14 protein-coding genes are annotated in these 15322 nt (G+C 47.0%); 5 read left to right on the top strand and 9 right to left on the bottom strand.

All coding sequences use genetic code 11. The annotated features are described in order from the left end of the window. Nucleotides 1–14 precede the first annotated feature (14 nt). The 3 genes from KIT90_RS02165 to KIT90_RS02155 form a co-directional block, all read right to left on the bottom strand. Nucleotides 15–1256, bottom strand: coding sequence for a glycine betaine/L-proline ABC transporter ATP-binding protein (locus tag KIT90_RS02165; protein WP_009706378.1), 1242 nt, complete (start codon nucleotides 1254–1256; stop codon nucleotides 15–17). After that, nucleotides 1249–2148: a proline/glycine betaine ABC transporter permease gene (locus KIT90_RS02160; RefSeq protein WP_020196104.1), complete on the bottom strand. Its 900-nt coding sequence runs from the start codon at nucleotides 2146–2148 to the stop codon at nucleotides 1249–1251. The genes KIT90_RS02165 and KIT90_RS02160 overlap by 8 nt, the downstream gene beginning before the upstream one ends. Nucleotides 2149–2236: 88 nt before the next feature. Next, nucleotides 2237–3229 (bottom strand): ABC transporter substrate-binding protein, encoded by a 993-nt coding sequence (locus KIT90_RS02155; RefSeq protein WP_285374869.1) that lies wholly within the window; start codon nucleotides 3227–3229, stop codon nucleotides 2237–2239. A gap of 341 nt (nucleotides 3230–3570) precedes the next feature. On the opposite strand from KIT90_RS02155, the gene KIT90_RS02150 reads away from it, so the two are divergent. The 3 genes from KIT90_RS02150 to nqrM are packed head-to-tail and all read left to right on the top strand — an operon-like array spanning nucleotide 3571 to nucleotide 4558. Continuing rightward, entirely contained in the window at nucleotides 3571–3861 is a 291-nt protein-coding gene (locus KIT90_RS02150; RefSeq protein ID WP_005452940.1) for a DUF134 domain-containing protein, read from the top strand. Next, nucleotides 3858–4355 carry a NifB/NifX family molybdenum-iron cluster-binding protein gene (locus KIT90_RS02145; RefSeq protein ID WP_285374864.1) on the top strand — a complete coding sequence of 166 codons (498 nt, stop codon included), beginning with the start codon at nucleotides 3858–3860 and terminating at the stop codon, nucleotides 4353–4355. Before KIT90_RS02150 ends, KIT90_RS02145 begins: the two co-directional genes overlap by 4 nt. Further along, nucleotides 4355–4558, top strand: a complete 204-nt coding sequence (nqrM, locus tag KIT90_RS02140) for a (Na+)-NQR maturation NqrM (RefSeq protein ID WP_285374862.1) — start codon at nucleotides 4355–4357, stop codon at nucleotides 4556–4558. The genes KIT90_RS02145 and nqrM overlap by 1 nt, the downstream gene beginning before the upstream one ends. On the opposite strand, the gene KIT90_RS02135 is transcribed toward nqrM, so the two are convergent. After that, a complete protein-coding gene (locus tag KIT90_RS02135) occupies nucleotides 4555–5361 on the bottom strand; it encodes a phosphotransferase (protein WP_285374860.1) in 807 nt (268 codons plus the stop codon). The genes nqrM and KIT90_RS02135 overlap by 4 nt on opposite strands. A gap of 175 nt (nucleotides 5362–5536) precedes the next feature. Between KIT90_RS02135 and KIT90_RS02130 the strand changes: the two genes are divergently transcribed. Continuing rightward, nucleotides 5537–6151 (top strand): sugar O-acetyltransferase, encoded by a 615-nt coding sequence (locus KIT90_RS02130; RefSeq protein WP_285374858.1) that lies wholly within the window; start codon nucleotides 5537–5539, stop codon nucleotides 6149–6151. Nucleotides 6152–6235: 84 nt separating this feature from the next. Here the strand turns inward: KIT90_RS02130 and KIT90_RS02125 are convergent, their stop codons facing one another. Further along, a complete protein-coding gene (locus tag KIT90_RS02125; RefSeq protein WP_285374856.1) occupies nucleotides 6236–9250 on the bottom strand; it encodes an EAL domain-containing protein in 3015 nt (1004 codons plus the stop codon). Between the two features lie 336 nt (nucleotides 9251–9586). Here KIT90_RS02125 and KIT90_RS02120 point away from each other — a divergent pair, with 336 nt between their 5' ends. Further along, a complete protein-coding gene (locus KIT90_RS02120; protein ID WP_020196099.1) occupies nucleotides 9587–9781 on the top strand; it encodes a hypothetical protein in 195 nt (64 codons plus the stop codon). Nucleotides 9782–9854: 73 nt separating this feature from the next. Here KIT90_RS02120 and fusA read toward each other — a convergent pair whose 3' ends face one another. The 4 genes from fusA to KIT90_RS02100 all read right to left on the bottom strand — a co-directional run bounded on the left by fusA (nucleotide 9855) and on the right by KIT90_RS02100 (nucleotide 15198). After that, on the bottom strand, nucleotides 9855–11879 hold the full coding sequence (gene fusA / locus KIT90_RS02115) for an elongation factor G (RefSeq protein WP_285374853.1): 2025 nt from the start codon (nucleotides 11877–11879) through the stop codon (nucleotides 9855–9857). A 309-nt stretch (nucleotides 11880–12188) separates the two neighbouring features. Further along, nucleotides 12189–13175 (bottom strand): N-acetyl-D-Glu racemase DgcA, encoded by a 987-nt coding sequence (dgcA, locus tag KIT90_RS02110; protein ID WP_285374851.1) that lies wholly within the window; start codon nucleotides 13173–13175, stop codon nucleotides 12189–12191. 14 nt (nucleotides 13176–13189) lie between these two features. Beyond that, on the bottom strand, nucleotides 13190–14194 hold the full coding sequence (gene dgcN / locus KIT90_RS02105) for an N-acetyltransferase DgcN (RefSeq protein WP_285374849.1): 1005 nt from the start codon (nucleotides 14192–14194) through the stop codon (nucleotides 13190–13192). A 119-nt stretch (nucleotides 14195–14313) separates the two neighbouring features. After that, the gene (locus KIT90_RS02100; RefSeq protein ID WP_285374847.1) at nucleotides 14314–15198 is read right to left on the bottom strand and encodes a LysR family transcriptional regulator; all 885 of its coding nucleotides are present in this window, start codon (nucleotides 15196–15198) and stop codon (nucleotides 14314–14316) included. Nucleotides 15199–15322 lie beyond the last annotated feature (124 nt).

Genomic DNA, 15322 nt, shown 5'->3' with positions numbered 1-15322 from the left:
GAGCCTTTTGCGTTTTAGGATGCCTTATCCATTGCTGGTGGCGTTTTGACCTCCTTTGACGGAGATTCCTCTTCGGTATTGTCAGTGAAGATTTCGGCCACGGCGCTTCGTTCTAGTTCGCCTTGCAGATTACCTTCGTCATCGACAACTGGCAGTGAGTAGTCACAAGACATGGTGTCCGGTAGCACTTCTTCAATCACAGAATCCGGAGAGACAACAGGCACTTCTTCGTAGATTTCTTCATCGAGTTCTTGTGCTGCATCGGTTTTCGCAGCGTCAAGCAAGCTCTCTTTGGTCACCACACCTTGATAGCCGTCGTCGGTTACATGGTAGGCATAGTCTTGCTTCACGCGTTTCATTTCTATCAAGGCTTCTTCAATGGTCGTCGCTGCAATGCGATACGCCGGTGGCTGCATCACGGTTTCTACGGTCAGAGCGCGCGCTCGGTTAACGTCCTTAACGAAGGCTTCTACATATTCATCAGCAGGATGAAGCAGAATTTCGTCTGGAGAACCTTGCTGTACCAATTCACCGTCTTTCAAGATAGCAATACGGTCGCCTAAGCGAAGTGCTTCGTCCAAATCGTGAGTAATAAAGATAATGGTCTTATGTAGCTTCTCTTGCAGTTCGATAAGCTGATCTTGCATCTCGCTGCGGATCAGTGGGTCGAGCGCCGAGAAAGCTTCATCCATCAATAGGATCTCAGCGTCGGTCGCCAATGCGCGAGCCAAGCCTACACGTTGTTGCTGGCCACCAGAAAGCTGTGCAGGGTACTGGTTCTCGTAACCTTTAAGGCCTACTGTTTCCAACCATTCGTTGGCTTTGGCAAGACGTGCTTCTTTCTTGATGCCTTGGATTTCCAAGCCGTAAGCTACGTTGTCGACCACAGTTCGGTGAGGCAACAGACCAAAGCGCTGGAATACCATCGACATCTTATGGCGACGAAACTCTTCCAATTCTTTTGACGACAACTGCATTACGTCGACGCCTTCAACTAAGATTTGTCCCATGGTCGGGTCAATCAAACGGTTGAAGTGACGAATCATGGTCGATTTACCAGAGCCTGATAGACCCATGATAACGAAGATTTCGCCCTTGTTGATTTGCAGGTTGATGTCTTTTAAACCAACGGTATGGCCGGTATCAGCAAGAATTTGGTCTTTGCTCTGTCCTTGCTTAACACGGTCGATAACAGAATTTGGTTTTCGGCCGAAGATCTTATACAGGCCGCTGATTTCAATAAGTGGCTTAGTCATGTTTCAGATCTCCTAGGTGTGCTTGCGTTCGTTTTGCGTAAGCTTGCGATGCACGGTCAAACAGAATCGCCAGTGCCACGATTGCCAAGCCGTTAAGCAGACCAAGCGTGAAATACTGGTTCGTGATTGACTTTAATACTGGCTGACCTAAGCCTTTTACGCCAATCATCGAAGCAATAACGACCATAGAAAGCGCCATCATGATGGTTTGGTTGATACCAGCCATGATGGTTGGCATTGCCAAAGGTAATTGCACGCCTACTAAGCGCTGCTTCTTACTGGCACCAAAGGCAGTAGCGGCTTCAAGTACTTCTTTATCTACCAGTCGAATACCTAAGTTGGTTAAACGAATCACTGGTGGAATCGCGTAGATAACCACAGCAATCAAGCCCGGAATCTTACCAATACCTAGAAGCATCACGACAGGAATCAGGTAGACGAACGCTGGCATGGTTTGCATAACATCAAGAAGCGGGGTTACGACGGATTGCACGCGATTTGAGCGCGCCATGGCAATACCAATCGGAATACCGAGCGCAATGGCGAGCATGGTACACACCGTGATGATGCTGAGCGTCCGCATCGTATCTTCCCACATGCCAAAGTACCCAATCAGGATCAATGACACGAAACACGCGACAGCCAATTTCCATGAGCGACTCGCGGCATAAACTAACGCGGTACACACAGCAAGGATGATCATCCATGGTGTAGAAATGAGGAGTTTTTCGAACCAAACGAGAAATGAGAGAAGAGGGTCGAAGAATGATTCAATTAGGTCGCCGTATTCGCGAGAGAAATCGCGGTAGGCTCCATCTAAGGTTTTGCGGATGGCTCTAAGATCTGAGCGATCCATTTCTGGGAATTCGCTAAGCCAATTCGAGTCAGACATGTTTACTTCCTTTTCTTGCCGAGACTCAAGCGAGTCTCGGCATACAACAATTTTGGTATTCCTATACCATTTACGAAACGTCTAAGTCTTACAGTGCACCTTGCACTTTTTTAGCTACGTCTTGAGGAACCCATGCGGTCCAGATCTGTGGGTAGTTTTCTAGGAAATGGAACATGGTTTCTTCACCGTCTGCTTGATTGTCTTCCATCCAAGCGAGCAGTTGGTTCATGTCTGAATTGGTGAAACCACGTTTAGTGAAGTAGTCGTACGCTGCTGGAGAACGTGAAGCAAACTCTTCAGTGGTAATCGTGTGCACTGGTGAAGGTGGGTACATGGTTGCTTTTGGCGCTTCACAATCCGCTTGAGTAGTACAGCTCACGAACTCTTCTTCATTAACGCCGCTACCGAAATCGACTTTAACCATGTCGTACTTACCAAGAACCGCAGTTGGTGCCCAGTAATAACCAAACCATGCTTGTTCGCGTTCGTAAGCTTTTGCGATTGAACCAGATAGACCGGCACTTGAGCCTGGGTCAATGATGTCAAAACCTGAGTCAGCAAGATCCATTGCTTTGAAAAGATTGCCTGCGCTGATCTGACAGTTCCAACCAGCAGGACAGCTGTAGAATGCGGATTTTGCTTTGTCTTCAGGATGAGAGAACAGCTTCGCGTGTTTTTTCACACCTTCGATGGTTTTCATTTCAGGGTATTGCTTAACAAGGTAGGCAGGGATCCAGAAACCTTCTTCACCGCCATCGACAAGCGCTTTACCAGCATAACGTAGGCGTTTTTCTTCAACACCTTTGTCTAGCGCATCTTTAAGGCTGTTACTCCAAAGTTCTGGTGCCACATCGGGCTGTCCTTTTTCGATCATTGAGGTGCCGGTAGGCATGGTGTCGCCTGGGATGAGTTCGGCATCACAGCCGTAGCCGTGCTCAAGAATAAAACGGTCCACATTGGCAATCAGTGTTGCAGAGTTCCAGTTCATATCTGCAATGGTAACCGTTCCACACTCACTTGCGTTTGCGTTGGTCGCTGCTAGCGCACCAATCGCTAGTAGTAAGGGAGTTTTGTACGTCATATTGAGTTTCCTTTCTCTAAATAGCTCACTTAGGGTAACGAATTAATCATTAGTGTTCAAACTAATGTGTTAGGTGAATTATAGCTTTGTTTGTTAACAAGCGTGAAAATGATGGTGAACATTTGATGAAAATGGCCACAGAAATGAGAGGTTTTTTATCGACTCATGTCAATGAATCGTATGGTGGTTTGTATGTGTTGTTGCATTATTATTAGATGTCTAACGAATATTTCGCTATGGATACGATTTTTGCAAACTAAGATATTGGCATATGCTAAAAACTATAATTGGCATATGCCATAAACGGGCGTAAGGTGAAGGCGTTTTGTAGAGAGGATGTGATGGCGAGACCAAAAATAGAAAGACGTATATGTGGACGTGCAGCGCACCATTGCTTTAAGCCCAATGGTGTACCGTTTTACGAGCTAGAAAAAGTCAACATATTGCCAGAAGAACTAGAGGCATTGAGATTGGCCGATCTGGAAGGATTGAGCCAGCAACAAGCCGCCGACCAAATGGGAGTCTCTCGCCAGACCTTTGGTAATACGGTTAAAAGCGCGCGTTTTAAAGTCGCGAAAAGCCTAGTTGAGGGTCATGCACTTGTTTTTCCTGACCAGGAGTCAAACTCATGATTTACGCTATTCCGAATGACGGCGAACGTGTCGCCAATCACTTTGTTAAAGCCCCATACATTGCGATTTATTCCGATTCAGACGGATTGTTAAAGAATCTAGCTAATATTGCTTCTATGCCACAAGCTGGTTGCAAAGCAAAATCACAACTTATCCAATCTTTGCAAGAATACAAAGTGGATGCGGTGTTGGTTCGCAACATTGGTGAACGTGCGCTGGGTAAGCTTTTGAGCAGTGGTAAGCAAGTCTTTAAGCTATCGACTCGCAGCTCACTGGATGATGTGATGGGTGTGCCGCGTTCGCCATTAACGCTTGCCACGCAAGGCCGACCTTCTATCAATCACGCTAAGAAAGGTGGTTGCGGAGGCTGTGGCAGCAAAAAAGCGTCTTCGCTATTGCTTAATCCTCAATCTCAATCCCAAAAAACACTAATGACGCTTCGCCCGATGAAACTCAAAGCATTGGTTTCTTCCTACGTGAAAGAGGTGAAGTAATGGTTTGGTTGTTCACTTTTCTTGGGTTCTTAGCCATCATTTTGTTGATGTCACTGGGCGTGATCTTTCATAACAAACGCATTCAAGGCAGTTGCGGTGGTTTGAGTAACGTAGGCGTTGATAAAGTGTGTAACTGTGAGACTACTTGTGCAGACAACGAGCGCCGCCTCTATCAGATCCAAGAGCCGAGTTCGATAAGCTAACGCTCAGCTAAACCTGCCTCTAATGACACCGATTTGCACCACTTTGGTAATGTCTGTCTAAACCATTCTATATATTTGCTGGCTTGCGGATTGCTTCTGGAAACCAGCAAATTTGTCACCTCAATTACGATCCAAGCTTTTGCTAGTAGGACCGCAGTGGTGAGTTCTGATTCTATCCCCTTTCCACCCATTGCTATGTATTGTTTTGCGACTTGTTTGTAGTCTTCTATGGTACCCATTCCTGCCACCAAGGGCGATAGGTCAATCGCAGGATGACCAGTAGAAAAACGTTCCCAATCGAACAGTACCAACTCGCCATTATCCCTTAGCCCCCAGTTGCCAGCGTTACTGTCTCCTGAGAGCAGAGTTTGGGGTTTGAAGAGGTACTTTGCTTGGGTTTGAAAATGATGGAGCTGAGCCTCGGTTTGAGCATCTAGGTGGAGGGTTTCAAATGCTGATGTTGTTTCTTCATCTGTCCACGTATGGGATTTAAATATGGCGTTATTGGCGGGCTGTGGAGTTTGATGAATTTGGGCAAGACGCCTCAAAACTCTTGGATCTTGTAGAAGGAATGCTTGATCTACTGGGTGAGGAATGTACTCAATCCATAAGGTATTTTGCTCAGCGTCGAACCCGATGAATTCTGGGACAAGGATACCTTGCTGATTAAATCTAGCAGATTGCTTTTGGTAAAACGCTACTTCAACCTGCGTAGGGTTGCGTTTCTCAATGACTTTAAGGCCTTCTTTTTCTGTTAGGAACACTTGGGCGCTGCCCATCTGGCTTAGCTCTTTTCGTGACATCAATCTGCTTTCCATGCTGAATGGAATTTCAAGATAAACATCGAGCGTCCAATTGCCAACATCAAAATGCGTTGTTGCTCGCAAATACCTAGCGAAATGATGCGAAAAATTGGTAGTTAACTGGCTGAATTTACGATTATTTATCGATGTGTTCTTGTTTCTTTAGAGGTTGTCGATGAGTAGTAAGCTGGCTGATTTTTCTGTGCATATTCCTATTACGCCTGAGTTGTTTGAGTTTCAAACCGAAGTGAAGGAGAAGCTGTATGACTTTAATCACGCACGACCTTCTGAGCATTTGAAGAAAGCCGAGATTATCGAATCACTTCTTGGCAGTGCGAAAGGCGTGAACGTCGTGCCGCCGTTCTATTGTGACATGGGCAAGAACATTCACTTTACCCAAGGTGGCTTTTTGAATGCAGGCGTTACCATTCTCGATCTTGCGCCTGTTCATATTGGTGAGTACGTGCAAATTGGTCCTAATGTGGTGATCAGTACGGCAGGACACCCCTTTGAGCTCGCCGAGCGTGTTCGTCCCATAGCAACGGGCAACCCAATTACCATCGGTGATAGTGTGTGGATTGGTGCGGGTGCCATCATTTTGGATGGCGTGACAATTGGTGACCGAGCGATTATTGGGGCAGGCAGCGTGGTGACCAAAGACATCCCAGCAGAATGCGTTGCGGTGGGGAATCCATGTCGCGTAGTGAAAACCATCGAGCAAAGCGAAATGCCATCGGAAGAAGAGATTATCGAGATGTGGCGACCGTTGATGGAAATGAAGTTGGATTAGACAAGAAGGTTTTCTAAAGCGATGTATTTAAAACCAACGGTGAAGAACAGAACAAGGCGAGCACATGAGCTCGCCTTGTTGTGTTTAAACGGCACCAAGTGGCGTGTATTGTTGCTCTAGCTGAGAAATAGGTTGGGGTTTGCTGAAGTAATAACCTTGAAGTAAATCCACGCCGAGTTCGCTTAAGCTAGATACATGCTCTGCGGTTTCTACCCCTTCTGCGACCACGCGATAACCCAAACTTCTACCCATCAAAATCATAGTGGAAACGAAATCGAGGTTGGATTGATCTTTGATGATGTCGGCGATGAAAGAACGGTCGATTTTGACTTCACTCAATGGCAACTTCTTCAATAACGACAACGAAGAGAAGCCAGTCCCGAAATCATCCAAAGAGATGGTAATGCCCGCTTTTCTGAGCTTCTCAAGCGATTTTACACACAAGTCATAGTCACTAATGGCTGCTGTTTCGGTGATTTCGATGCAGAACAGAGACAATGGCAATCGGTAGTTAAGGATGGTTTGAATCACCTCGTCAGCAAAATAAGGCTGTACCAACTGACGTGCACTGATGTTGACCGAAATATGGCTCATTGATTGTAACCAAGCGGATTGCTGCACGTCACGACAGACTCGATTGAGAATGTATTCTCCCAATCGCGAGATCATACCTGCGTTTTCAGCGACCTGAATAAACTGACTTGGAGGGACAAAGCCAAGCGCTTCAGATTGCCAACGAGCCAAGGCTTCTACTGCGATCACACGCTGCGTTTTGTGGCACAACTGAGGTTGGTAGAACACATCAATTTCGCTTTGTTCTAAAGCGCGATTTAGGTGGTGTTCGAACTTAATTAAGCTTTGTGTCGTCGCTTCCATGGTGTCGTTGTAATGCACCACTTTGCGCCCACCGAGTTGCTTCGCTTGATACATGGCGATATCGGCTTTTTTGACCAACTCTTCAGGGCTATGGCCATCCGATGGGTAGAAGGAAATCCCTAAACTGCCTTGGCTGACCAATTCCATCTCTTCATGAATCATTGGCTTTTCGATGGTGCGTAAAATCATACTAGCAATCTGGTTGGCTTGGGCGGCATTGCTGACATGACAGAAGAACAGAAATTCATCTCCGCCGAGTCGCGCAATGGTATGAGGCTCAACTAAAACACTCTCTAACTCTTTGGTTATGTGGCATAGCAGAGCGTCGCCGACATGGTGTCCGAAAGAATCATTGATCATTTTAAAGCGATTGAGATCCATCAACATGATGGCACGAGGCTTATCCGGATTGACGCGGATGTGTTCAACAATCTCTTCCATGATTTTGCGACGGTTGGCGACACCCGTTAGCGCATCGAAATACGCCATATGATGGATCTTCGCGGCGCTTTCTCGCTGCTCAGTCACATCCGTCATTGAGCCGATAAAGCGCACCGCATGACCTTGTGCGTTGCGTACTGCAGAGCCATTGGCTTGCACCCAGATATAGCTGTTGTCGTGTTTGCGAATACGAAATTCGGTTTTGAACGCCACTTTATCGACCAAGTGAGCTTGGATGTGTTCTTCTAATTGGTCGATGTCTTCTGGATGAATAAATTGGAACAGCTGATCGCAATCGATGTAGCGTTTGTGGGAGATGTTTTCATTGCCGAGCATATTGACCAAACGACTGTTCCAACGCAGTTTATTACTGGTCAAATCCCAGTCCCAAATACCATCATTTGAGCTGTTTGATACCACCTTGAGTTGCTGTAGCAGTTGCTGTGAGTTCTTTTGACGTAAGGTGCTGGTGTTGAGCAGCGCATCACGTTCGATGAACAAAGACAACATATCGAGATAGTTGTTGAACACCGATTGGGTGCCGATGTTTTGTTGATCTTCAAGCGAATCGACCACGGCGACTAACTGCCACTGGTTTTTTTGCCCCGTAGCAATTGGCATCACTGTTGCAACAAAGTGTTCGCAGCCTTCAAGGAAAGGGAAGTCACGAATGTCATCACTTGCTGTGCTCTGTTTTGGCAGCGTGGTTGGCTGGGTCATGCCTTGTTCGACCCAACTCTCGATATGGTATTGCTCCTGATCGCACTGCGCTAAACATGCCCAATCGAGGTTGTTGCCATACAAGCTTTGAGCGTCCAGGATGGAGTTAAAGCCGTTCTGAGCTTGAGAATAGAAGTTCTCAAAAATCTCTGCCGGAGAGCGGCCTTCCACATTCAACAGGGCATGACGAATTGAGTTCGGACATTCTGTTGATTCATAGATTGGATTGCGATTACCACAGGACTGACGGATAACCAATTTCTGTGGCACTTGGTTAATCTGGTTTGAAAACGCAGCCCCTTGAATGCGCTCGATAGCTCGGCTGAATGCTCGGCGTGCCAGAACTTCCAATTGCTGATCGGCAGTGGTTAACGGTGGCTGAGTTTGTTTACCGAAGAAGACGTTATCAATACCAACCACGGCGACTTCATTTGGTACGGCAACTTGCAAGTGCTTAAGTTGCTCCATCATGCCAATGGCGTTGTGGTCGGTAGCACAAATAACCGCCGTGCATTGCGAATTGCGCTGCACGAACTCAACGGCAGCTTCTCGTCCGCCCGCTAACGAGCAGTTGCTAACGCTAAAGAAATCTTCTGGATTGAAAGCCCCTTGATGTTCCGTGGCAGCATGTTGATAGGCTTTAAAACGTGAACGTACATCGTTGACCGACAAGTCACCACAAAAACCAATGCGTTGATGTCCTTGCTCCAACAGCCAGCGATACAAGGCTTTTACGCCGTCACTTTGTATGCTGATGAACTGCTCAACATCAAGCGGTGCGTAGCTTGCACCCAAAGACAAAACAGGAATGCCTTTGCTCAGCGCTGTTTGCACCAGATGGTCGGATGCAGAATGCAAAACCACCATCAATGCATCGAGATGATGCAAAGCAACAGACAGGTCGAAGTCTCGGCGATGCCCACTACGAATAAATACCAAATTAACCCCATGTTGCTTAGCCATTTGGCGCAACGTGGCGTTAAGCTCTCCCATATAAAAACCGCTCAACATAGGCAAGATGATGCCAATGGTTGGGCGTTTATCAAAAACACGTCTATTCATCTGAATCAGCAAGTCGAGTAAAACTCAAAAAGAAAAAGGTCGCCTCTATGAGTAAGTTGAATATGAGGCTATTTGCATCCACACATTACTGACTAAAATCTCAAAAAAAAGACATAATTTGTGGAAATGATAATAGGCGCACGTTTGGTAGGGGATGGGATGAGTTCGCTGCCAGTTCGATGACGTAGTGTCAAAATTCAGTTCATGCCCGGTTTATAAAATGCTTTGGATTTAACAATAAAAACTGTCGAGAATGTCTAATTTTTACATAACTTGTTTTGCTTATTTTTTAACCACCTTTAACTTTAAGGTTCGTCTTAACAAAGGAGAACCAAAATGGCATTTATGAAACAGGATATCCCAAACCGTGTAACGGTGTACCATGACAATGTCGATCAGGAACAAGAACTCAAGAACGCGATGTTGCCAGAGAAGCCGCGCTATTTTAACGGTTCTCCTACCTATAAAGCCGACAGTGTTGAACAATTCCAATCCAAGCTTGAAGATATTGGTATGTCGTTAGACAAATAGACCTCAACTGAATACAACAACGCCCTCAAGTTTCGAGGGCGTTTTTTGTTGGTGAGGTTAAATGTGTCAAGTCTTAGCTTTGCTGTGTCGCTTCGTTGCAGACCTGTTTTTGTACTGCTGGTGGCGCTGGTTCGTAATGGCTGAGCGTCATGTTAAAACTGCCTTCACCGCCAGTAATTGAGCGTAGACGACGAGCATAATCTTGCAGCTCGTTGACCGGAGACTTGGCTCTTAACATAGTGAAGTTCGCATCGATAGGTTCTGTGCCTTCAATCAGCCCACGATTACCAGATAAATCGCCGGATACATCACCCACATTCGCGGTTGGAATATGAAGCTCCATTTGAACAATCGGTTCGAGCACAATCGGGTCCGCATTGTTGATCGCATCTAAAAACGCTTTCTTACCTGCGATGACAAACGCGATTTCTTTCGAGTCAACCGAGTGGTATTTACCATCGTAAACGGTCACCTCGACATCTTTGATTGGGTTACCAGAAATCGCTCCTTCTTCTAGTGCTTGAACAATGCCTTTTTCCACCGCAGGGATGAGTGCGGTAGGAATGGCACCGCCTACCACTTTATTGATGAACTTGAAGCCCGCACCGCGCTCGAGTGGGCGTACTTTTAATTGCACTTCACCAAATTGACCGGCACCGCCGCTCTGTTTCTTATGACGATAATGACCTTCTGCTGGCTTGGTTATGGTCTCAAAGTATTCGACGCTTGGTTGGCTGGTTTCCACTTCCAGTTTGTAAACAGAAGACATTTTCTCCAGCGCTACTTTGAGGTGGAATTCACCCTGACCACTTATGATGGTTTCATTAGTGCGTGCGCGATGTTCGATTCGAAGAGAAGGGTCTTCACTGGCGATTTTATTCAGTACATCCCCAAGCTTTTGCTCGTCGCCACGCTTAACGGGTTTTAGGCACAGCGAGTACATTGAATCAGGGAAGTTGAGGGTTTTGAGTTGCACGCCATCTTCTTCATGAGAGTCATGAACAATGGAATCAAATTCCAACTCATCCACTTTGGCTAGCACACAGAAATCGCCGGCAAGCGCCCTTGGGATCTCCGTTCTGTCTTTGCCTTGCAATTGGTAGAGATGACCGACTTTGAACGCTTTGTTGCTCTCGCCAATGTAGAGTTGGCTGCCTGCGTTGATTTCACCTTGGTAAACACGTAAGTAGGCGAGTTTGCCCATGTAAGGATCGACGCTGATCTTGTACACATGTGCCACGCTGTGCTCAAGTGCTTCACAGTTTACTTTGACCTTCTTGCCGTTTTTCTCCAACAGCGGTGGGTTGCCTTCATTTGGCATCGGCATGATTTCCGCTAGGGTTCTCAGCAGCAGTTCTACCCCTGCGCCTGTTTCGGACGACACAAAGCAGATTGGAATAACGTGTCCGGTTCTTAATGCTTCTTCAAACGGGTCATGCAGCTGTTCTGCTGTCAGTTCTGAGCCTTGTTCAAGATACAGTTCCATCAACTCTTCATCGACTTCAATCACTTGGTCTATCAAGGTTTCATGGGCTTCTTCGACTTTGGCGAGCAGGGTCTCGCGTTCGATCTCTGGTTCGAAATAGCAATCTACGACCGATTGAGCATCGGCTGAAGGTAAGTTGATTGGTAAGCAATTATCACCAAAGTGTTCGATGATGTTTTCCATCACTGCTTCAAGTTGATTACCGTGGTTGTCGAGCTTGTTGATGATGATCATCTGGCACTTTTGCTGCTCTTTAGCAAAGGCGAACAAGCGGTCAGACGTTTGGTTGATGGGCATTTGTGGGTCGATGATCAACGCGGAAGTTTCAACGGCAGGGAACACGCTGAGTGTGCGTCCGAGTAATTCACTTTGTCCGGGAGTGTCGATGATATTGAGGCGGTGTTTGTTCCAACTTAGGGCGACTGGTGTGGCTTCGATACTGTGTTGATATTGGATGGATTGTTGGTCGAAATCGGTCACCGTATCGCCTTTTTCCACACAACCTAAATGGTTGGTAGCTTGGCAGGTGTAGAGCAGTTTTTCTATCAGTGTGGTTTTGCCGGTACCCGTTTGACCGACAAAGGCGACGTTGCGGATCTTATTGATAGGCATAGAGCCTCCTTGCAAATGACGTGCGAAACCGAGTGAGCCTTTAGCGGCCAATCAACGGTTCCAAAGCAAACCTGATATCAGGCACGAACTGCATTGGAGTAGGGCGGGTTTACCGCCTTTTCGTCTTCCATGTCATTTTTCGGATGACTCTATACATACAACCACCACCTTGCTGAAAAAGCGCATTAGAGGTTACTACTGTATTAGCATGCCGTAATAACCCCGTAATTTATGTGACTTATTTCATGCTGACGGTGATTGTTTTTTAATCTAGGTCATGAAATGGGTGATGGGGTGATCACTGATCCTTTACAGGACGATTTCACCTTCTCGATATACCAAAGCAGGCTCAACATCCTGACCCAGTAAAACCGGACCATCTAAGTCGACCACTTTTGATTGCACAGCGATAGGTAGCGCTGCTCGCATCGCCAATGAAGTGCCTAACATGCAACCTGACATCAAGGTAAAGCCAAGGCGTTTCGCTTCTTCTGCAAGCTGTAGGGCTTCGGTTAGACCACCTGTCTTGTCGAGCTTGATGTTGACCATTTCGTATTTGCCTACCAATTCGTGCAATTGTTGGCGTGTATGGCAACTTTCATCGGCACAAAGTGGAATTGGGTGCGAAATGTCTTTTAGCTTTTCATCGTCATTCGAGGGTAAAGGCTGCTCAATCATTGCGATATTTAATGGCGCAAGCGCGGCAAAGGTGGCGTCTAAATCCAGCTCTTGCCATGCTTCGTTTGCATCCAGCACGATCATCGCATCGCCTGCCGCTTCACGAACTGCGCGAACACGTTCAATCACTTGTTCGCCATCGAGCTTCACTTTAAGCAGTTTTGCGCCTTGCTCGATGTAGTTGCGGGTCTGGTTTGCCATTGCCTCTGGCGTGTTAATCGACACGGTCATCGCAGTGACAATCGATGCTGGTAGTTCAAATAAATCTTGAGTGTGTTGCTTGCCCGCTAGCTTAGCTTGTAAGTTCCACATCGCACAGTCGAGTGCATTACGTGCCGCACCACCAGGGAGAAGGGTTTGCAGCTTTTCTCTGAGAGAGACTATGTTCGCATCGCCTTTGGCAAACAAACCTTGCAGTTCATGGGCGGCTTGAGAAATGGCTTTGATCACCGATTCTACCGACTCGCCGTAACGGGGATAAGGCGTACATTCACCTTGGGCACTGATGCCGTTCTGCTCTATGGTTACTCGTACCACGTGGCATTCGGTTCTGCTGCCACGTGATATACGGAAAGGCGTCGCCATCGCAATGGTGACGGGCTCTACATGAATTTTCATCGCGTCTACAATCCTTAAATCGCAATAATGTGTTGAGCAATTTGCTCTACGCCAAAACGCACAGGATCGGTCACTGGTACTTGGTATTTCTCAGTCCAGTCTTGGCAAAGCTGTGCGGCATCATCTTCACTGATTGCAGAAGTATTCAAGCAGATTCCGACAAGACGTGTGTCAGAGTTTGTTAAACGTGCAGCTTGTAAATTCGCTTCGATGGTTTGTTCAATCGTTGGCAACTTAGCATGAGGAAGGTTGCGAATGTGCGGGCGACCGATCTCGTGACACAATACTAAAGCGTCTGCTTGTGCGCCGTGAAGCAAGCCTAAACTCACGCCAGCAAAAGACGGATTGAATAGTGAACCTTGTCCTTCAATGATGTCCCATTCGTGGTCAGTAAACTCAGGACTAATGGCTTCCACCGCACCAGAGATAAAGTCCGCGACAACCGCATCAATCGAAATACCACTGCCCGCGACTAAGATGCCCGTTTGACCTGTGGCTTTGAACTCAGCTTTACAACCAGCTTGCTGCAAGGCTTTCTCAATCGCGAGGGCCGAGAACATTTTTCCAACCGAGCAATCGGTGCCAACCGTTAGCAAGCGTTTACCCGAGCGCGCTTTACCATTGCCCACTTTCAGTGATTCATCGTAATGGCGTACATCGTGCAACTTGGTTAAGCCACGTTGCTGTAAGTCGTTCAAAGGCGCAAATTCAGAAAGACGTTGGTGCATACCCGAGGCAATTTCAAACCCCATTTCCGCCGCTTCCAGTAACGTCGCCTGCCATGATTCAGGAATAACACCGCCAGGGTTTGCTGTACCGATGACGAGCGTTTTTGCGCCTTGCTGCTGAGCCTGTTGCAGCGTCATGTCGGTTAAGCCTAATGAAACGGTTTCTGACGTAAGGCGAAGCTGACCTAAACAAATCTCTGGGCGCCATTGATGGATACCGCGCGCGGTTTTTGCGGCTAATGGATCGGTGACGTCGCCAAGAAAAAGTAGGTAAGGTTGAGCAATTTGCATGATGGTTCCCTCTGTCATTCGTATGTTTTCAGACAATGTAGTCAGTTTGAAGAGGGAAGCCGAATGCCTATTTGTTGTGCGCCTATAACTTGAGGTTATAGGTGAGCATGAGTGCTAACTTACTGATTAACATGCTGCTTTAACGACTCAATGAAAAGCTTGGTCGATATGGATTGCGGTGTGTGCTCTGCAAACAGGATAGAGATAGAAAATGACAGCGCTGGAGAAAGTGAGCGCACGCTGACTGATTCGTCACCTTGATACTGTTTTGCTGTCCATGGATCGACAATCGCAAAGCCTGCATGGTGTTTGACTAGCTCGGCCGCAGCGGCGTAACTGCGTACTGTGATTGCGTGATGATAATGTTCGTCACGTGCAGAGAGTGTTTGATGCAGCAATAAACCGAGTGGGTCGCGACTGTCCAAGCCGATGATTGGCAATTCGTGCTGAATCAAATCATCAAATGATACCGCGTCGTCAGTCGAATTGAGCGCTTCTTTTGGCGCAATCAGAACAAGTTGTTGCTTGAGTAAAACCTCACTCAAAATCGCGGGTGGAGCTTCTTCACCAAAGGCAATCGCTACATCCAATTCGTGCTTAAGTAAGCCTGAACACAGCTCATCACGGTTTGCAGTTAATAGTTCAAATGAGATGCCTTGTTGCTTCGACAGTGTAGCAACCGTTGGAGCAAGCAGTTGGGAAGCCAAGACAGGCGGCGCTCCGACTCTCAAGTGCTGAGTGCCTTGTTTCACCTTGTTTGTGAGGGAGCGAAACTGCCCTAGCTGTTGGTAGACTTTCTCGGCTTCTGGCAATAGGACTTTGGCTTCTTGGGTCGGTACTAATCGGCCTTTGACGCGCTCAAACAGGGCAAAGCTAAGTTGTTGTTCCGTGTGGGCAAGTACCCGAGTGACATTAGGTTGCGATACATGCAATAGGCGCGCGGCACCAGAAACGGTCCCAGTTTGCATGATGGCGTAAAAGACTTCCAATTGTCTTAAATTCACTGCGGTTTCCTGTTGTTTCGTTTGAGCTAGAAGCTAGCTTATCCAATTCTTACGCCTTTTAACAATAGTTGGTAATTACTCTCAGCTTGAGTAAGATGAGTTGGTAACCCCTTAGTTTTCACGG

This window comes from Vibrio sp. B172a (assembly GCF_030248355.1).
GTDB lineage: Bacteria > Pseudomonadota > Gammaproteobacteria > Enterobacterales > Vibrionaceae > Vibrio > Vibrio owensii.
This window is presented reverse-complemented; position numbering and strand designations above follow the sequence as displayed.